Raw genomic sequence first — 18,523 nt, forward strand, 5'->3', positions numbered from 1 at the left:
TGACCAATGCGCTCAAGCATGCATTTCGCGGGCGCGACAGTGGGACGATCACCCTGCACAGCGTCGTAAACGGGGATGGCTGCCGCGTCGTCGTTGCCGATGATGGGATCGGGTTGCCGGACGGCGAGAGCTGGCCCAAGCGAGGCAAGCTCGGCGCGCTCATCGCACAGTCGCTGAGCGAGAATGCCAAGGCGGAGTTCCATGTGACCTCCAGCGCTGACGAAGGCACCCGGGTCACAATCGTGTTCAAGCGCTCTGCCGCTGCAGCCTAGACTGGATACTGAAATGGCGCTTCACCCACGCTGGACCGGCCAGCCTGCTGTAATCTATCCGCAGCAAGGTTGCGAGCCGGCGGAAGGCTCGCAACAGGCCTTGGCTTTCCGCTCTTCCTCCGGCCAACGGTCGCGCGGCTTGCAGCTTGCAGGCCGGGGCGAAAGCTCGACATGCACCGCGCCGTCGACGAGCCGGGGAAGGGCGGCCCGATAAAGCGCGATCGGGCAGTGCCGCGCTGCTCGTCCTGGTGGCGATCACCAGACTGCCGGAGGCGCGCAACGACCGGGTGTGATGTCCGACGGCGATGCCCGCCGGTTCATCCCATTTGGCCGTGCCCTCATCGAGGCATGCGCGCTGTCTCACGACAGCAAGGCCGGTTCAGCCTATTGCGTCCCTGCCAGCAGGTTTGCGCCTGCCGGCATGGAGGATGAAGCACAAGTGACATCGATGCCGGTTGCCAGCCGCGAAGCAGCACCCTTGCCGGTCGCGGCACTGATGGGCGCCATGGTGTCGATCCAGATCGGCGCCACCTTCGCCAAGACGCTGTTCCCGGTGATCGGCGCGCAAGGCACGACGACGCTCAGGCTGGTCATCGGCGCGCTGATGCTGATCGCGGTGCTGCGGCCCTGGCAGATGCGGCCCTCGCGCGCCACTCTGCCGTGGCTCGTCGCCTATGGAGTGACGCTGTGCGCGCTCAACCTTCTGTTCTACGCGGCGCTTGCCAGGATCCCGCTCGGCGTCGCGGTGGCGCTGGAGTTTTCCGGTCCGCTGCTGGTGGCGACGGTGACCTCGCGGCGGGCCAGCGACTTCGCCTGGATCGCGCTGGCGGTCGCCGGCATCGTCCTGTTGTCGCCCTTCATCCGTTCGCTGCAGCCGCTTGACCCGACCGGCGTGATGCTGGCGCTGGCCGCCGGCGGGTTCTGGGCGCTCTATATCGTGCTGGCGCAGAAGGCGGGCGCGGAGCTCGGCACCCGCACGACCGCCTATGGCATGGCCATCGCCGCCGTGCTGGTGCTGCCCTTCGGCGTGGCGGAGGCAGGATCGGCGCTGCTCGCGCCATCGATCCTGGTCAGCGCGCTGCTCGTCGGCCTGTTTTCCAGCGCGCTGCCGTTCTTCCTGGAAATGGTGGCGCTGACCCGCATGCCGGCGCGCATCTATGGCACGCTGACCTGCCTGGAACCGGGGCTCGGCGCGCTGGCCGGGTTTTTATTCCTGCGGGAAAGCCTGACCATGCCGCAACTGGCCGGCATCGCCGCCGTGATCGTGGCCGCCGCCGGCACCGCGCTGACCTCGAATCCGCCGGTGCCTTCGCCGGAGTAGGGTGGGTCGAGGAAGGCGCAGGCTCACGCTGCACGGCCGGTTGTTCAAAACCGCAGGCCCAGATTGATCTTCGCGCCCTGGTCGACCGTGCCGCCGCCGAACTGCCCGGTGTAGGACAGGCCAAGCGTCGCATTGGCCGACATGTCGAGGTCGAGGCCGGCCTCGATCACCGCGGCGTCCCTGGCGACAGGCACGCCGGCGATCGTGAAGGCGTCACCGCCGGTGAAGGCGAAACTGGAGGTCGGGGTGACGTCGCCGAAGGCGTGGCGCCAGCCGAGCATGCCGCGCGCGGTGGCCTCGATGCCGCCAAGCGTGAAGCCGGTCGAGCCCCGCAGGCCCAGCGTGGCGAAGGTGGCGTTGGTGCTTGCGCCGGTGCTGGTCAAGGCCGCCGCACCGCCCCTTTCGGTGAAACCGTCGGTATGCAGGCTGACATAAGCGAGATTGGCGAAGGGTTCGAACTTGAAGCGCCCGGCATCAGCCTTGTAAGCGAGTTCGCCGAACACCTGCGCCGTGCCGGCGTCATAGTCGGCCGACAGTTGATCGGCAAAACCGTTGAAGGCAACCGAGCGTTTTGTCGAGATGCTGTTCCAGCTGTAGGCCGCACCGGTGCGGAAGGCGATGGCACCCCAATTTGTGCCGCCATAGAGGCCGAGATGGTAGCTGTCGCTCTTGCCGGATGACTGACGCTCATCCACCTCAAAGGAGGAATGGCTGTAGCCGCCGATGAGGCCAATGCGCCAGCCGCCGACCAAAGTGTCGGCGCCGGCCAGCAGGCCACCGGTCGAGCGGTCGAAGGCGGCGGCGTTGCCGTCGGAATCCGTCTTGCCCCAGGAGCCGAAGCCCTGGCCCCAGACCGCGAAGCGGTCGGTATCGGCGGCGACCATTTCGGGCCCGCCTTCGCCATAAGCCATGACCGGCAACGCTGCCGCACCAATATCGCCGAAGGCGGCGCTGATGCGATTGCTGGCGGCGTCGCGGACGAAGCGGCTGTCCTCGAGCAGCATGCCCTTGGCCGAGGCGTGAATTTCGCCCGAAAGCTGGTCGAAAGCGTCCTGGGCGGCGGCTTCACTCGGCAGGGCGAAGATGGCATCAAACAGCGGATTGCCGCTGCCAAGGCTTTCGGCGCCGCCGCCGGTGGCGATCTGATTGGGCGTCAGGCCGACGTCGGCGAAGGCCTTTGCCTGCATCACGTCAAGATAGACATGCGTCGGGTCGTAACTGGCGAAAAGGCCGCTGAACGGGCCCAGCCCGCTGATCGTGTAGGTGCCGGTGACGCCGGCGTCGGCCTCCAGTACCGTGTAATGCGTGCCAACCACGTAAGGTGCGGCGTCCGTCTTGACCAGGTCGAGAATGGCGCCGGCGATGGTCGCCGTACCCGTCGTATCAATAAGATCGGACTGGCCGGTCGAGGTCAGCTCGACTTGGTAGATCGAGCCCGCCGCCTGGTCGAGATTGCCCGCGACATGCAGAGTGCCGATCGAATTGCCCGGCGCGATGATGCCGCCCGAATGCGCCACGATGGCGCCCACCGTGCCGTTGCCGCCCAGTGTGCCGCCGGCGATGGTCACAAGCGAACTCGCCAGCGACCCGTTCACGGCCAGCCGTCCGCCGCTCACGTTGGTCGCACCGGTGAAACCGCTCGAATTGGCCGTCAGGTTGGTGTTGCCGGCGATCTGGTTGATCGTGCCGACGCCGCCGATCGCCGCCGCGAAGGCGTAGTTGGTCTCGGTGTGGTTGAAGTTGATCGCACCCGCGCCCGATCCGAACTGTATGCTCGCCGCATTGAGCGTACCCGCGCCGGTCGCCGGCGATCCGCTCGCCGCGCCGATGTTGAGCGTGCCCACCGAACCCGCCAGGGCCGCGATGTTGACCACGCCGCCGGCCGACGCCGCGCCGCCATTCGCAATCCTCAGCGTGCCTGTGCCACCAACGCCGACATCGAGATCTCCGCTACTGGTCCATGTCGAGCCGGGGCCGCTGACGTTAGCCGTACCGATGGACCCGGTATCAAAGCCCAGATAGCCATCGCTGTTGGCGACGTTGCCGCCGTTCGAGATGGTCAATGAGCCCGTACCACGCTGACCGACGAGAAGGAGGTTGCTGCTGGTCCAGGTTGAGCCCGCGCCGCTGACCATTGCCGTACCCATGGACCCGACCTCAAAGCCCAGATAGCCAGCCGCGCTGGCGACCGTACCGCCGTTTGAGACCGCCAGCGTGCCGGTGCCGTTTTCGCCGACATAGAGGGAAGAATTGTCGGTCCAGACCGACCCGGCACCGTCGACCGTCACGGATCCGATGGCGCCCACGGCAGAGCCTACGGTGCTCACCAGGTTGACGACGCTGCCGCCGTTCGAGATCGTCAACTTGCCCGCACCGGAATTGCCGACGCGCAGGTCCGAGAAGTTGATCCAGCTCGAGCCCGGGCCGTCGACCGTGGCGGTGCCCATGGAGCCCGCAGCATTGCCCACATAGCCGATTTGATTGCTGACGGAGCCGCCGTTCAAAATGTTCAGTGTGCCAGTGCCGTAATTACCCACAGACAGATCGACACTATTGGTCCAGGTCGAGCCGGCGCCGTCTATTGTTGCCGTGCCGGTCGATCCGACCAGATCGCCGACATTGCCATCCGTGTTGCTGACCGCGCCGCCATTACTCACAACCAGCGTGCCGGTGCCGAATTCGCCAACATCAAGCCAACTCGACCCGGTGAATGCCGACCCGGCACCATCGACCGTCATTGCCCCGTGCGAGGCCGCGTCATATCCCAGGCCTGTCTGCACAGCCACGTTGACTTGGCCACCGCCACTGATGTCCAGCGTGCCGGTGCCGGTGCCGTAATTGCCGACGTACAAGCTGACTGTGTTCCAGACCGAGCCGCCACCATCGACGGCGACATGGCCAACGCCGCCCGCCAGGCTGCCAACCTCACCATTGCCACTGCTGACCGCGCCGCCATTGGTGATTGTCAGCGTGCCCGTACCCTGGTCGCCGACAATCAGATCCGAACTGTCCGTCCAGGTCGAGCCGGCGCCGTCGACCGTTACAGTGCCGACCGCGGCGGCGCCGCCGCCGATGGTGGCAGCGCCACTGCTGACGGTCCCGCTTTGCGAGACCTTCAGCTCGCCCGTGCCGAGCCCGCCGACATACAGGTTCCCGCTGCTGCTCCAGGCCGCGCCCGCGCCTCTGACGAACACTGTGCCGGTCGAACCCGCCGAGTCGCCAACATAGGCCGAGGCATTGCTGACGACGCCGCCCTCGGTTATCCCCAGGGTGCCGGCGCCGAAATCGCCTACCGCCAGGTTGGAGTTGATGGTCCAGGTCGAGCCGGTGTTTTCGATAAACACCGTGCCGGTCGAGCCTGCCTTCGCGCCGATAGTCGCCCAGAAGCTACTGACGGCGCCGCCGTGGGAGATCGCCAGAGTGCCGTTGCCGAAATCGCCCACAGTCAGGTTGGAGCTGTTTGTCCAAGTCGAGCCGGCGCCGTCGACGAGCGCGAGACCGGTCGAGCCTGCATTGGCGCCGATATCGCCCGCGAAATCACTGACGGCGCCACCGGTTGCGATCATCAAAGTACCGTTGCCGCTATCGCCGACATAGAGGTTCGAGCTGCTGCTCCAGGTCGAGCCGGCACCGGTGACTGTCACCTGGCCCTGGGAGCCCACGTCATAGCCGGCATAACCCACCGAACTGGTGACCGCGCCGCCATTCGTGATCGTCAGCGTGCCGAAGCCCGCGTTCCCGACCGCGAGCGCCGCGTTCGCCCAGGCCGAGCCAGCACCGTCGACAGTTGCTGTGCCAATGGAGCCCGCCAGATTGCCCAGAATGCCGCTCTGATTGCTGACCTTGCCGCCATTCGAGATGTTCAGCGCACCGGTGCCCTGATCGCCGACGAACAGATGGGAAGAATTCGTCCATATCGAACCCGCTCCGTCGACCGTCACTGCGCCGGTGGAGCCCGGATGCCAACCTATGGTCCCCATGGCATTGCTGACCACGCCGCCATTGGTGATGTCCAGCGTGCCGGTGCCAAATCCCGCGATGTAGAGATCCCCACTGTTGGTCCATGTCGAGCCTGGGCCGTCCACCGTTACGGTGCCGGTGCCCAGCCCATAGCCGACATGACCCACTTTGTCGCTCACAGCGCCGCCGCCGGAGATCGTCAAGGTGCCGGTGCTGCCGGTGCCCAAGGCAAGGAGAAGATCCGAACTATTGTTCCAACTGGAGCCTGGTCCAACGACCTTTACAGTGCCGTTCGCGTTCGAAACGTAGCCGAGGAAGCCGGCGGTGTCGGCAAGCGTGCCGCCATTGGTGATCGTCAGCGAGCCCGAGTAACTCGAAATGGTGCCCATAAACAGATTATGGGCGGCCGCATTCGCCCCATCGACCACGGCCGGGTGCGGGAACACCGGATCGAGAATGACGTCGTCGCTCGATGTTGGGACAGCGGCGGGGTTCCAGTTTCCGGCGGCGAACCAGTTCGTGGAGGCGGCGCCGGTCCAGACCTCGGCTGCCGATGCAGGGATCGGCTGGCCAAGGCCGATCAGCGCCGTCGACGTCAGCGCCAGATATTTCAACGCCTGCGCCTTGCGGCCTTCAAATCCATTCTGCGGCATTCAATCCCCTGACATAACAGTCGTTTCGCCCTGAGGCTGACATGTCATCGGCGCCCGGCTGTTGTCTTGGGCAAGGCCGCACTGGAATTGGACTGGAGTGAGGTGCCGTGCCTTTTTCGCGCACTGTGGCGGTTTGGCCTATTGATTGCCGCCTTTATGGTGGCCGCCGCCGGCACGTCACTGACCTCCAAGCCGCCGGTGCCGTCGCCGGAGTAGGAGAGGCCGTCTCTTCGGTCGTCGCCGATCTCCGACGTCGGCGCCTTCATGGACTTCGCAAGAATACAACCCATATTGAGTCCATGGAGCTTTGAGCGTGACCTTCGCGCGGGTGGCCCTTCTTGCCGCGGCCTTTGTGGTCGCGGCTGTGCTTTCTCCCTTCTCCTCAGCCGGGAGCGAAAGGGTTGCGCTGAGCGTCGCCATTGACGGCGCCATCGGGCCGGCAAGCAGCAGGCAGCTCAAGGAAGCGCTCGATGCCGCGGCCAGGCGGGACGCGGCGGTCCTCATCCTGCAGCTCGACACGCCGGGCGGGCTGGTCACCTCGATGCGCGAGATGATCGCCGACATACTGGCGTCGCCGGTGCCTGTCATCGGCTATGTCGCGCCGGCCGGCGGCCATGCGGCAAGTGCCGGCACCTATATCCTCTATGCAACCCATGTCGCGGCGATGGCGCCCGGCACCAATCTTGGTGCGGCGACGCCGCTGGAGATTGGCGGCATGCCGTCGCTTCCGGGCGGCGACAAGGGCGATCAGAAGGACGTGGGTGACCAGAAGGGCGGGGGCGACCAGAAGGAAGCCGGCGGGCGGCCGGCGGGCGACGCGATGATGGCCAAGGTGACCAATGACGCGGTCGCCCTGATCCGCTCTCTTGCCGAACTGCGCGGGCGCAACGGCGACTGGGGCGAGAAGGCCGTGCGCGAAGCGGCGAGCCTTTCGGCCAATGCGGCATTACAGGAACATGTGATCGATCTCGTCGCCCGCGACACCACCGAGCTGCTGCAACTGGCCGATGGGCGCACCGTCGATGTGGCGGGCAAGAAAGTAGTGCTGGCGACGAAGGGGCTGCCGGTCGAGACGCTGGAGCCGGGCTGGTTCATCCAGCTGCTTTCCGTCATCACCGATCCGAACACCGCGGTCATCCTGATGCTGGTCGGCGTCTATGGCATCGTCTTCGAGTTCACCAGCCCGGGCGCGGTCGCGCCCGGCGTCATCGGCACCACCTGTCTCGTGCTCGGCCTTTATGCGCTCGATCTCCTGCCGATCAACTATACCGGCCTTGCCCTGATGCTGCTCGGCGTCGTTTTCCTGATCATCGAGGCCTTCAATCCCACCGTCGTGCTCGGGCTCGGCGGCGTGGCCGCCTTTCTGTTCGGTGCCGCCATGCTGCTGCGGGTCGAGGGGCCGGGCTTTGCCCTGTCATGGGCCGTCATCGGTCCCGCCGCCGCGCTGACGCTTGGATTGGCGCTGCTGAGCGGCACCTATCTCTGGGCGGCGCGCCGGAAGCCGCCGCGCGTCGGCGGCGAAGCAATGCGCGGCCAGCCGGCCGAGATCCTCGACTGGCAGGGCGGCGAGGGCCATGTGCTGGCCTTGGGTGAGCGCTGGCGGGCCAGGGCCGATGAACCCGTCGCGGCCGGCGACAGCGTCGAGGTGACCGGGATCGCCGACCTCGTGCTGACCGTGCGACGGCGCGACGCGGGAAGGAATGGAGCAAGGCAATGAACATCGGTTATGTGGCCTACCTGGTACTTGCGCTTCTTGTGGTCATGTTCCTGTCCGCGGCTATCCGCATCCTCAGGGAATATCAGCGCGGCGTGGTCTTCACGCTCGGCCGCTTCACCGGGGTCAGGGGACCCGGCCTCATCATTCTGATCCCCTTCGTCCAGCAGATGGTGAAGGTCGACCTGCGCGTGGTGGTGCAGGACGTGCCGCCGCAGGATGTGATTTCGCGCGACAACGTCTCGGTGAAGGTCAATGCCGTGCTTTATTTCCGCATCGTCGACGCCGAGCGGGCGGTCATCCAGGTCGAGGACTACATGGCCGCCACCAACCAGCTGGCGCAGACCACGTTGCGATCGGTGCTCGGCAAGCACGAGCTCGACGAGATGCTGGCCGAGCGCGACAAGCTCAACAGCGACATCCAGGAAATCCTCGACCAGCGCACCGATGCGTGGGGCATCAAGGTGTCCAATGTCGAGATCAAGCATGTCGACCTCAACGAGAACATGGTCCGCGCCATCGCCAAACAGGCCGAGGCCGAGCGGCTGCGGCGCGCCAAGGTGATCAATGCCGAAGGCGAGCAGCAGGCGGCGGCGAAACTGGTCGAGGCGGGCCGCATGCTGGCGGCCGAGCCGCAGGCCATGCAGCTGCGCTATTTCGAGGCCTTGCACGACATCGCCGGCGAGCGCTCGTCCACGGTGGTGTTCCCGCTGCCGGTGGACTTGCTCAGCCAATTCCTGAAGCACGGGAAGAGCGCGTAATTCCCCCACGAGGGGGCGTCGGCGGCTTCGCCAGTCCCGCCACTTCACTTCACCGCCGCCAGGGCGGCTCCGGCGCGAAGCGCTTGCCGATCCAGTCTGTGAAGGCGCGGGTCTTGGCGGCTTTTCCCTTGGCCGAGGGCGTGACGACGTAGACCGCGCCTTCGTCCGCCAGCGTCCACTCCTCCAGCACGGGCACCAGCCGTCCGTCAGCAAGCTCGCGGCCGACCAGCCAATCGGTGCTCATCATCAAGCCGACGCCTTGCACGGCGGCGTCGACCAGCACCTCGGCATCGTCGGTGACCAACGGCCCCGAAACCTCGATGCGTGCGCGCCGGCCCTCGCGGTCGGTCATCTCCCAGGCTGGAAAGGTCTGGAAGCCCGAGAAGCCCAGGCAGGCGTGGTCGAGCAGCGCCTGGGGTGTCTCCGGCCTGCCTTTGCGGGCGAGATAGGATGGAGCGGCGCAGAGCAACCGGCGTCGCGTCGCCACCTTGCGTGCCACAAGGCGCGAATCCTCCAGGCTGCCCAGTCGCACCGCGACATCGAAATTCTCGGCGACCAGATCGGTGAAGCGGTTGGAGAATTCGGCCTCGATGCGGACATCGGGAAATTCGGCGAGGAACCGAGGCAGCAGCGGCCCGATCCACATGCGCCCGAACGTGCCGGGCAGCGCCAGCCTGAGCACGCCGCGCGGGCCGCCCCCGGCATGCGCGGACGCGACGGCCTCAGCCTCGTCGACGGATGCGAGGATGGCGCGCACACGCACCAGGAATTCGGCACCCGCTTCGGTCAGCGACACGCTGCGCGTCGTGCGCGAGAGCAACCTCACCCCAAGCCGCGCCTCCAGCGACTGCAGGCGCCGCGACAGGATGGTCGCGTCGCGCCCGAGACGCGCCGCCGCCCGGGTGAAGGAGCGCGCCTCGGCGATAGCGGCGAAGGCGGCCATCTCGGCAAGGGCAGCGGGTTCGTGAGATTGCTGCATCATTCACAGTTCTCAATTGCAAAAAACAAGGATTATCCAGAGATAGCGCAGCAAATAGGTTAACTCAATCGAACAAATCGTCCCACCGGAGTGAAACATGAAAGCCATCGAACTCAGCCAGCCCGGGCTGGACGCCTTCCGCGCCGCCACCGTTGCAACCCCCGAACCGCAGCGCGGCGAGGTGCTGATCCGCCAGCGTGCGGCGAGCCTTAATTTCGTCGATGTGGCGGTGGCGAGCGGCAATTATCCCGGACCGAGTTTCCCGCTCATCCCCGTCGCCGACGGCGCCGGCGAGATCGTCGCGCTGGGCGAGGGCGTTACCAGGTTCGCCATCGGTGATCGCGTCGTCGCGCATGCCAAGCCGCGCTGGATCGGTGGGCCGCCCCGGCCTTACGAGATGACGCAGATGCGCGGCGTCTCGATGCCGGGGTCGCTGGCCGAATATGTGGCACTGCCGGCCAATTCGCTGGTGGCGGTCCCGGCGCATCTCTCCTTCGAGGCGGCGTCGACCCTGCCGATCGCCGGCACCACCGCCTGGAACGCCATCCGCGCCGCCAATGTCGGGCCGGGCTCGGTCGTGGTGCTGCTTGGCACTGGCGGCGTTTCGATCTTCACCCTGCAGCTCGCGAAAGCCGCCGGCGCCACCGTCATCATCACCTCGTCGTCGGACGAAAAGCTGGAGCGGGCGAAGGCGCTCGGCGCCGATCATCTCATCAATTACCGCGCGACGCCGGACTGGGACGGCAAGGTGCTGGAGCTGACCGGCGGCCTCGGCGCCGACCTCATAGTCGAGACCGGCGGAACCGCCACCTTCGCCCGTGCCGTCAACGCCACCGCGCCCGGCGGCACGCTGTTCACCATCGGCTTCGTCACCGGTGCCGAGGTCACGGTCAATCTTCTGCCGATCATCATCAAGGCGCTGAAGGTGGTCGGCAACAACACCGGGTCCGTGTCCGATCTCTTCGACGCCGCCCGTGCCATCGGCGCGGCCAGGATCGAACCGGTTGTCGACAAGGTGTTTTCACCTGATCAAGCGAGCGAAGCCTACACCCACATGGCCGCCGGCGTGCTGCATTTCGGCAAGCTGGTGTTCGGGCTGGAGTGGTGAAGCAGCCGATCGCGCCCTCGAGGGGGGAGATTGGCAGTTCCACCCTCAGATCAGCTTCTCCAACGTGATCGGCAGATCCCTGATCCGCTTTCCCGTTGCGTGGAACACCGCATTTGCGATCGCCGGCGCCATGCCGACGATCGCCAGTTCGCCGACACCCTTGCCGCCGAGCACGGAGGAGTGCAGGTCGGGGATGCCGACCGAGATCACCTCGATCTCGGGGACGTCGGCATTGGTCGGGACGAGATAATCGGCGAGGTTGTTGTTGACGATGCGGCCGTGGCGGCGGTCGACGATGCCTTCTTCGAGCAGCGCCTGGCCGATACCCATGATGATGCCGCCTTTCCACTGGCTTTCGGCCAGCTTCGGATTGTAGAGCCGGCCCGAATCCAGCGCCGACACCACGCGCGATACGCGCACCGTGCCGAAATCCTCGTCGACACGCACCTCGACGAAATGCGCGCACCAGGAATGGCGGGAATAGTCGCCCTCGGTGTGCGGCAGCGCCATGGCGATGGTGGTGTAGTTCTTGTAGCGATCCTCTGCCGTCGAATTGGCCGGCATGGTGTCGCCGGTCGCCTCGATACGGTCGCGGCCGATGCTTTTGAGCAGTTCGGCGATCGAGACATCGGGACCATCGCCGCGAGGCGAGCCGATGCGGCCATTGGCGACGACCAAAGTGTTGGCCTGCAGCGTGTGGAAGGGCGAGCGCGGATCGCTGATGGCCAAGCCGATCAGCTGGTCGAGCGCCGAGGTCGCCGCCTTGTGGACCGCGCCCGTCATCACGCCGGCCAGCCGTGAGCCGCCGGTGACGCCGGCGCGGGGAAACCGGGAATCGCCGAGCTTCACCACGACGTCGTCTGCGCTCACGCCAACCGTTTCGGCGGCGGTCTGCGCCAGGATTGTGTAGGTGCCCTGGCCCATGTCGATCGAGGAGCTCTCGACCTCGACCGAGCCGTCGGCCAGAATGCGCACCATCGCCTCGCCATAGGCGCGCCGCACCGGATAGGTGCCGGCGGCGACGCCCCAGCCGATCAGCTGGTTGCCGTCGCGCATCGAGCGCGGCTCAGCTGTGCGCCTGGCCCATCCGAAGCGTTCGGCGCCTGCTGCAAAAGCTTCGCGCAACTGTCTGGTCGACCAGGCTTTTTTCGCGTGCGGGTCCTGTTCGGCGTAGTTCTTCAGCCGGATCTCCAGCGGATCGATGCCGACCTCGTAGGCGAGCTCGTCGATGGCGCTTTCGATGCCGAAGGCCGATGGGTTTTCACCCGGCGCGCGCATGGCGCCCGGCACCACCGAATTCACCCGCACGACATTCTGTTTCGAGGAGAAGTTCGGCGTCGCGTACATGATCGAGGTGACCGAACCCAGCGGCTCGACCCACATGCCGTCGATGGACGTTTCGTTGACGCCGCGATGCACGATCGACTGGATCATGCCGTCACGGTCGGCGCCGATCGTCACCGTCTGGCGGGTCGCGGCGCGGCCGCCATAGCTGGTGAAGGTCTGCGGCCGCGTCATCACCAGCCGCACCGGCCGGCCGAGCATTTTCGCGGCACTCGCGGCAATCGCGCCATGGCTGAGCGCCAGTGCCTTGGAACCGAAGCCGCCACCGACATAGGGCGATACCAGCCGCACATTCTCGAACGGCACGGCGAACCATTCGGCATAGGTGCGCGCCATGCCATCCAGCCATTGGCTCGGCTCCCACACGGTGAGGTGGTCACCCTCCCAGCGGGCGATCAGGCCATGCGGCTCCATCGGCGCCTGGTATTCGCGCGGCGTGTTATAGGCGGCGCAGATGCGCACCGGGGCGGAGGCGAAGGCGGCGGACGCGTCGCCCCATTCCTTGGTCATGGCATCGACCGGAATGCCGTCGCCGGCCTTGCCGTCGCTGAGGTCGACGATTGCCGGCGTCTCGTCATAGCTGACCTTGACCAGCGCCGCCGCGGCGACCGCCTGCTCGAAAGTCTCGGCGACGACGGCGGCGACGTGCTGGCCCGAGAAAGTGATGTCGCGCGCCAGCGGGCAATAGGGTTTGTCGGGCGGCGGGGTGCCGAACCAGTCCGAGGCGCTTCTCAGGCTGATGATGGTGTCCGGGGTCAGCACCTTGAGTACGCCCGGTGCTGCCTCGGCCGCCTTGCTGTCGATGGCGCGCACCTTGCCGGATGCGATGGTACTTTCGACCAGTGCGGCGTAGGTGAGGCCTTTGAGCTGCTGCTCGACGGCGTATTTGGCGGCACCCGTGATCTTGGCCGGACCGTCGACGCGCGATAGCCGGCCGCCGACCGCGTCCGCGCCGCCGTCGAACGCATCGCCATGTCTGATGTTGTGAACGGTCATGCCGTTTCTCCCATCTTGAGAATAGCCCGTGCGACGACGCGCGGCGCGAGTTCGATCTTGTAGTGGTTGGCGCCGTGGTCGACGGCGCCTTCGACGGCGAGCAGGCTGGCGGCGCGAACAGCTTCGGGCTCCAGCACCTTGCCTTTCAGCGCGGCTTCCACGGCCCGCGCCCGCCAGGGTTTGGTGGCGACGCCACCGAGCGCCACGCGCAGGTCGCGGATGGTGCGTCCGTCGGATTCCAGTTCGAGCCCGACGGCGGCACTGGCCGCCGCGAACTCGTAGGACTGCCGGTCGCGGACCTTCAGATAGGTCGAGCGGTGGGCAGCGGCGGAAGAGGGGATTTCGATGGCGGTGATCATCTCCCCCGGCTCGATCGCGTGTTCCCTGTCCGGCGTCGTGCCGGGCAACAGGAAGAAGTCATCGACCCGGATGTGCCGATCGCCGAGACGGACTGTCGCGTCGAAGGCGACGAGCACGGTGGCGAGATCGCCTGGGTACATGGCGATGCAGGCGTCGCTGGTGCCGAGCACGGCATGGCCCCTGGTGACGCCGCCGATCGCCGAACAGCCGCTGCCTGATACACGCTTGTTGCAGGCCGAAAAGTTTGAGGGATCGCGGAAATAGGGGCAGCGCGTGCGCTGCATTAAATTGCCGCCTATGGTCGCCATGTTGCGGATCTGCGCCGAGGCCGCTTGCCATAGCGCCTCCGAGATGGCGGGGAAGCGGCTCTTGATGTCGTCGTGGTCGGCGACATGGCCCATCCTGGCGAGCGCGCCGATGATGGCGCCGCGCTCGTCGATCTCGATCCGGTCCAGCCCCTTGAGATGGGTGATGTCGACCAGCGTGTCGGGTTCGGCGACGCCGCATTTGGCGAGGTCGATCAGCGTGGTGCCGCCGGCGAGCAGCATCGCGCCGGGGAGCGCGGCCGCCTGGCGGGCGGCGTCGACCGAAGTGGCGCGAAGATAGGAAAAATCCCTCATGACGCGGCCTCCAGCGCTGCCTGGCGAACGGCGGCGACGATGTGCGGATAGGCGCCGCAGCGGCAGAGATTGCCGGCCATGTATTCGCGGATTTCCTCGTCCGAGCCGGCATGGCCCTCGCGAATGCAGGCCACCGCCGACATGATCTGGCCTGGCGTGCAATAGCCGCACTGGAAGGCGTCCTGTTCGAGGAAGGCAGCCTGCACGGGATGCAGTTCGCCCTCCCGTGCAAGCCCCTCTATGGTGGTGATGGTGCGACCCGCGGCCTGTGCGGCCAATGTCAGGCAGGCCAGCACGCGCTCGCCGTCGACATGGACGGTGCAGGCGCCGCACTGGCCATGGTCGCAGCCTTTCTTGGTGCCGGTCAGGCCGAGCCTGTCACGCAAGGCGTCGAGCAGCGTGACACGCGGTTCGAGTTCCAGCGTGTGACGCTGGCCGTTGATATCGAGATGGACAGGAATTGTGGTCTTGCTCGTCATGGGCGTCTGGCTCCAGTTGCTTGACGCTTGGGGGATGAATTGGCGTTAGGGTAGGGAGGTCCAACCGTTGCTTCGGACGGACCGCTCCTCACCCCAACAGGTCCTCGATCCGGATCGGAAAGCGCCGCGGGCGCACGCCGGTCGCGTGCCAGACCGCATTGGCCACGGCGCCGGCCGTGCCGGTGATGCCGATTTCACCGACGCCCTTGATGCCGAGTGCGTTCACGTGAGGGTCGTCCTCGTGAACCAGCAGCGCCTCGACCGACGGCACGTCGGCATTCACCGGGACATGGTATTCGGCGAGGTTGGCATTCTGGATCCGGCCGGAGCGCCGGTCGGTGACGGCTTCCTCATGCAGCGCGAAGGAAACGCCCCAGATCATCCCGCCATAATACTGGCTGCGCACCAGCCGCGGATTGATGACCCGCCCGGCGGCGAATGCGCCGACCAGCCGGGTGACGCGGATCTGGCCTAAATCCGGGTCGACCTTCACCTCGGCGAAGACGGCCCCATGCGCGTGCTTGGCGTAGGTCTCCTGCGACGCCGGATCCGGCGCACCCTTGCCATGGCCTTCGATCTCGGCAAGACCCGCGCGGGCGAGGATCTCGCTATAGCTTTCGCCGCGGCTTTCATCGTCGCGCCGGTAGAGGCGTCCGCCGCGCGCCAGGACACCTTCATTGCCGGCGCCGAACAGCGGCGAGGCTTCGTTGCCCGTGGCGAGATCGGCAAGCCTGGCGATGACGGCCGCACCCGCATTGTGGATGGCCATGCCGGCCGTCGCCGTGTGACCCGAACCGCCGGCGATGCCCGCATTGGGCAGGTCGGAACTGCCGGCCCTGAAATCGACCTGGTCGATGTCGAGCCCCAGCCCGTCTGCCGCAATCTGGGCAAAGGCCGTCCAGGCGCCTTGGCCCATGTCCTGAGCGCCGGTCTCCATCAAGCCGCTGCCGTCGGCCCTCAGCACCGCGCGTGCCTCGGCCTGGAACATGAGCGCCGGGAACGTCGCCGTGCCCATGCCCCAGCCGGTAAGGAAACCGTCCGCGTCACGCATCCGCCGCGGCTGCAGCGGGCGGCTCGCCCAGCCAAACGCTTCGGCCGCCTGTTCGTAACATTCGCGCAGCGCCTTGGAGGAGAACGGCTTGCCGGTCATGGGCTCGACTTCGGCATAATTCCTGAGCCGGAATTCCAGCGGGTCCATGCCGCAGGCATGGGCCGCCTCGTCGATGGCGCTTTCCAGCGCGATCGATCCGGTGGCCTCGCCCGGCGCCCGCATGAACAGCGGCGTGCCGGTGTCGAGCCGCACGGCATCATGCGAGGTGGCGATGGCCGGACTGGCATAGAGCGTGTGCGAGGCGTCCGCCGCCGGTTCGAAGAAATCGTCGAACGTGCTCGATGTGGTCCTGGCGTGATGGGAAAGCGCGGTCAGCCGCCCTTCGCCATCCATGCCCATGCGCAATGTCTGGCGGGCCGGGGCGCGATGGCCGACCGGGCCGTACATCTGCTCGCGCCGCAGCACCAGCTTGACCGGGCGGCCGACGAGACGCGCCGCCAGGATGCCGAGCACCTGTGGCCCGGAGATCATGCCCTTTGAGCCGAAGCCGCCACCCAGGAATGGGCTGCGGATGTGGACGTTCCGCGGCGCGATGCCGAACAGGCCGGCGATGCGCCCTTGCGCCATGGCAAGGCCCTGGCTCGGCGTGTCGATCGACAGCTGGTCGCCATCCCAGGCAGCGACGATTGCGTGGGGCTCCATGGCGTTGTGATACTGTGCCGGCGTCTCGTAAGCCGCCTCGATCCGCGTTCTTGCCGATTCGAGGCCGGCCTCGACATCGCCCTTCTCCTGCACCGCCGGGTTGCCGACGCCGACGCCGCGCGGCACGAAGCTTTTGCCGCCATCGAGACCGACGCGCGCCGGCAGCGTTTCATAGCGCGGCGACAGCAGCGCCGCGCCTTCGGTCGCCGCTTCCAGCGTCTCCGCGATCACCACGGCAATGCTCTGGTTGGGATAGCGAACCCCATCGTTCTGCAGCAGGTCGAGCCGGAACATGAAGGGATGGTCCTTGGCATCCGGATCGACGGCGAGCGCCGGCCGGTTCAGTGGCGTCATCACCTCGACCACGCCCGAATGCGCCTTGGCCGCCTCGATATCCAGCGACACGACCCGGCCGCGCGCGATGCTCGAGACGGCGAGCACGGCATAGAGCATGCCGGGCGGATGGTTGTCGGCGGCGTAACGCGCCGTCCCCGTCACTTTCAAGAATCCGTCGCGGCGGGTCAGCGGCTGGCCGATGCTGGAGCCCTGCCGCGTATGGGCGGGTTGCTGGTTGAGACCGAGTTCAAGCATCATGGCGCACTCCGGGAATGGAGGAAAAGGGGGAGGCAGGAAGAGCCGGCATCCGCTCGGGTGTTCCGGCCTTTGCGGCCATCAGCGCCCTGACGACAATGCGGCGGGCAAGCTCGATCTTGAAGGCATTGTCGCCGGAGGGGCTGGCGTCGGCCAACGCGGCATCCGCGGCGCGAACGAAGCTCGCCTCGTCGGCATCGGCGCCAAGGAGCGCTGCTTCCGCCGAACGCGCACGCCACGGCTTGGCCGCCACGCCGCCCAGCGCCAGCCTTGCGCCGCGGATCTTGCCGCGATCGACGACAAGTGCCGCGGCCGCCGAAACGACCGCGAAGGCATAGGAGGTGCGTTCGCGCACTTTCAGGTAGCGGGCGTGAGCGGCGAAGGAAGCTGCTTCCGCCGGCAGGCGCACCGCAACGATCAACTCGCCCGGCTCCAGCATGGTCTCGCGCTGTGGGGTGTCGCCCGGAAGCCGGTGAAATTCCTCCAGCGTCACATGGCGCCGGCCTTCCTTGCCCTCGATCTCGACCACGGTGTCGAGCGCCACCAGGGGCACGCAGAAATCGGAGGGATGGGTGGCGATGCAGGCATCGCTCCAGCCCAGGATGGCATGCAGGCGGTTCTCGCCGCCAAGGGCCGAGCAGCCGGAACCGGGTTCGCGCCTGTTGCAGGCGCTGGCGGTGTCATAGAAGTAACTGCACCGCGTGCGCTGCAACAGATTGCCGCCAACAGTGGCGGCGTTGCGAAGCTGCGCCGAGGCGCCCGACAGCAGCGCCTCGGCCACCGCCGGATAGGCTTTGGCGAAGGCCGGATCGTGTGCGAGATCGGCATTGCGGACCAGCGCGCCGATGCGCAGGCCGCCATCATCGAGCGTTTCGATGCGATTGAGTTCCGGCAGCCGGGTAATGTCGACGATCCGTTCGGGGCTGGTAATGCCGCCCTTCATCAGATCCAGCAGATTGGTGCCGCCGGCGAGATAGGCCGAGCCCGGTCCGGCCGCCGCCGCTATGGCGTCGGAGATGGTGGCCGGCCTGATAAAATCGAAGTCCCTCATGCCGCGGTCCTCCGGCCGGTTCCGGCAAGGTGTTGCCGGGCCTCCAGAACGGCCTCGACGATGCCGCCATAGGCCGCGCAGCGGCAGATGTTGCCGCTCAGCCCCTCGCGAATACGCTCGGGATCGTCTCCAGCCTGTCCTTCGGCGATCAGGCCGAGCGTGCTCATGATCTGGCCGGGTGTGCAGAAGCCGCACTGGAAGCCGTCATGGGCGATGAAGGCGGCCTGCACCGGATGCAGTTCTTCACCGTGAGCGACGCCTTCGATGGTCAGCACCTCGGCGCCGTCATGGCTGACCGCCAGCGCGAGGCAAGAATTAATGCGCTTGCCGTCGACCAGCACCGTGCAGGCGCCGCACTGGCCGCGGTCGCAGCCCTTCTTGGTGCCGGAGAGCTCAAGCCGCTCGCGCAGCAGGTCGAGCAAGGTGACGCGGGTGTCGACCTCGAGTTCGTGTCGGTATCCATTGACGGTAAGCGAGATGGGAAGGGTGGTCATGGGCGTCTGGCTCCAGTTGCTTGACGCTGAGGGGGATGATCTGGCGCTTGGGAGGGGAAGGACAAGG

General features: G+C 66.7%; 14 protein-coding genes. 6 read left to right on the top strand and 8 right to left on the bottom strand.

The genetic code is table 11. The features are described from left to right. Together M653_RS01000000133795 and M653_RS0128210 are read left to right on the top strand one after the other, a co-directional pair. The coding region (locus tag M653_RS01000000133795) for an ATP-binding protein (protein WP_032936337.1) at nucleotides 1-272 on the top strand (272 nt) is incomplete at its 5' end. A 439-nt stretch (nucleotides 273-711) separates the two neighbouring features. Beyond that, nucleotides 712-1,593 carry a DMT family transporter gene (locus M653_RS0128210; RefSeq protein ID WP_032936341.1) on the top strand — a complete coding sequence of 294 codons (882 nt, stop codon included), beginning with the start codon at nucleotides 712-714 and terminating at the stop codon, nucleotides 1,591-1,593. A 44-nt stretch (nucleotides 1,594-1,637) separates the two neighbouring features. On the opposite strand, the gene M653_RS01000000133800 is transcribed toward M653_RS0128210, so the two are convergent. Next, entirely contained in the window at nucleotides 1,638-6,206 is a 4,569-nt protein-coding gene (locus tag M653_RS01000000133800; RefSeq protein ID WP_051442854.1) for an autotransporter domain-containing protein, read from the bottom strand. Nucleotides 6,207-6,272: 66 nt separating this feature from the next. On the opposite strand from M653_RS01000000133800, the gene M653_RS1000000137080 reads away from it, so the two are divergent. The 3 genes from M653_RS1000000137080 to M653_RS0128230 all read left to right on the top strand — a co-directional run bounded on the left by M653_RS1000000137080 (nucleotide 6,273) and on the right by M653_RS0128230 (nucleotide 8,681). Continuing rightward, nucleotides 6,273-6,422, top strand: coding sequence for a hypothetical protein (locus M653_RS1000000137080; protein WP_156938306.1), 150 nt, complete (start codon nucleotides 6,273-6,275; stop codon nucleotides 6,420-6,422). Between the two features lie 97 nt (nucleotides 6,423-6,519). Further along, a complete protein-coding gene (locus tag M653_RS0128225; protein ID WP_027146328.1) occupies nucleotides 6,520-7,923 on the top strand; it encodes a nodulation protein NfeD in 1,404 nt (467 codons plus the stop codon). Next, nucleotides 7,920-8,681, top strand: coding sequence for a slipin family protein (locus M653_RS0128230; protein ID WP_027146329.1), 762 nt, complete (start codon nucleotides 7,920-7,922; stop codon nucleotides 8,679-8,681). Before M653_RS0128225 ends, M653_RS0128230 begins: the two co-directional genes overlap by 4 nt. A 49-nt stretch (nucleotides 8,682-8,730) precedes the next feature. Here M653_RS0128230 and M653_RS0128235 read toward each other — a convergent pair whose 3' ends face one another. Further along, on the bottom strand, nucleotides 8,731-9,660 hold the full coding sequence (locus tag M653_RS0128235; RefSeq protein ID WP_027146330.1) for a LysR family transcriptional regulator: 930 nt from the start codon (nucleotides 9,658-9,660) through the stop codon (nucleotides 8,731-8,733). A gap of 97 nt (nucleotides 9,661-9,757) precedes the next feature. Here M653_RS0128235 and M653_RS0128240 point away from each other — a divergent pair, with 97 nt between their 5' ends. After that, nucleotides 9,758-10,768, top strand: a complete 1,011-nt coding sequence (locus tag M653_RS0128240; RefSeq protein ID WP_027146331.1) for an NAD(P)-dependent alcohol dehydrogenase — start codon at nucleotides 9,758-9,760, stop codon at nucleotides 10,766-10,768. 45 nt (nucleotides 10,769-10,813) lie between these two features. On the opposite strand, the gene M653_RS0128245 is transcribed toward M653_RS0128240, so the two are convergent. From M653_RS0128245 to M653_RS0128270, 6 genes are all read right to left on the bottom strand, one after another. Continuing rightward, nucleotides 10,814-13,108: a xanthine dehydrogenase family protein molybdopterin-binding subunit gene (locus M653_RS0128245; RefSeq protein ID WP_027146332.1), complete on the bottom strand. Its 2,295-nt coding sequence runs from the start codon at nucleotides 13,106-13,108 to the stop codon at nucleotides 10,814-10,816. Then, nucleotides 13,105-14,088: a xanthine dehydrogenase family protein subunit M gene (locus M653_RS0128250; RefSeq protein WP_027146333.1), complete on the bottom strand. Its 984-nt coding sequence runs from the start codon at nucleotides 14,086-14,088 to the stop codon at nucleotides 13,105-13,107. Before M653_RS0128250 ends, M653_RS0128245 begins: the two co-directional genes overlap by 4 nt. After that, nucleotides 14,085-14,567 (bottom strand): (2Fe-2S)-binding protein, encoded by a 483-nt coding sequence (locus tag M653_RS0128255; RefSeq protein ID WP_027146334.1) that lies wholly within the window; start codon nucleotides 14,565-14,567, stop codon nucleotides 14,085-14,087. The genes M653_RS0128250 and M653_RS0128255 overlap by 4 nt, the downstream gene beginning before the upstream one ends. Before the next feature lie 88 nt (nucleotides 14,568-14,655). Beyond that, entirely contained in the window at nucleotides 14,656-16,914 is a 2,259-nt protein-coding gene (locus M653_RS0128260) for a xanthine dehydrogenase family protein molybdopterin-binding subunit (RefSeq protein WP_084636985.1), read from the bottom strand. Continuing rightward, on the bottom strand, nucleotides 16,904-17,962 hold the full coding sequence (locus tag M653_RS0128265; protein WP_027146336.1) for a xanthine dehydrogenase family protein subunit M: 1,059 nt from the start codon (nucleotides 17,960-17,962) through the stop codon (nucleotides 16,904-16,906). Before M653_RS0128265 ends, M653_RS0128260 begins: the two co-directional genes overlap by 11 nt. Further along, entirely contained in the window at nucleotides 17,959-18,456 is a 498-nt protein-coding gene (locus M653_RS0128270; protein WP_027146337.1) for a (2Fe-2S)-binding protein, read from the bottom strand. The genes M653_RS0128265 and M653_RS0128270 overlap by 4 nt, the downstream gene beginning before the upstream one ends. Nucleotides 18,457-18,523 lie beyond the last annotated feature (67 nt).

Source organism: Mesorhizobium sp. WSM3626 (assembly GCF_000513935.1).
In the GTDB taxonomy this organism is placed as follows: Bacteria; Pseudomonadota; Alphaproteobacteria; order Rhizobiales; family Rhizobiaceae; genus Mesorhizobium; species Mesorhizobium salmacidum.

Excerpts from the sequence above, each read along its gene's own strand:
- M653_RS0128270 (WP_027146337.1), bottom strand. The coding sequence starts at position 18,456 with ATGACCACCCTTCCCATCTCGCTTACCGTCAATGGATACCGACACGAA.
- M653_RS0128240 (WP_027146331.1), top strand. The coding sequence starts at position 9,758 with ATGAAAGCCATCGAACTCAGCCAGCCCGGGCTGGACGCCTTCCGCGCC.
- M653_RS0128260 (WP_084636985.1), bottom strand. The coding sequence starts at position 16,914 with ATGATGCTTGAACTCGGTCTCAACCAGCAACCCGCCCATACGCGGCAG.
- M653_RS01000000133800 (WP_051442854.1), bottom strand. The coding sequence starts at position 6,206 with ATGCCGCAGAATGGATTTGAAGGCCGCAAGGCGCAGGCGTTGAAATAT.
- M653_RS0128250 (WP_027146333.1), bottom strand. The coding sequence starts at position 14,088 with ATGAGGGATTTTTCCTATCTTCGCGCCACTTCGGTCGACGCCGCCCGC.
- M653_RS0128265 (WP_027146336.1), bottom strand. The coding sequence starts at position 17,962 with ATGAGGGACTTCGATTTTATCAGGCCGGCCACCATCTCCGACGCCATA.
- M653_RS0128245 (WP_027146332.1), bottom strand. The coding sequence starts at position 13,108 with ATGACCGTTCACAACATCAGACATGGCGATGCGTTCGACGGCGGCGCG.
- M653_RS0128230 (WP_027146329.1), top strand. The coding sequence starts at position 7,920 with ATGAACATCGGTTATGTGGCCTACCTGGTACTTGCGCTTCTTGTGGTC.
- M653_RS0128235 (WP_027146330.1), bottom strand. The coding sequence starts at position 9,660 with ATGCAGCAATCTCACGAACCCGCTGCCCTTGCCGAGATGGCCGCCTTC.
- M653_RS0128255 (WP_027146334.1), bottom strand. The coding sequence starts at position 14,567 with ATGACGAGCAAGACCACAATTCCTGTCCATCTCGATATCAACGGCCAG.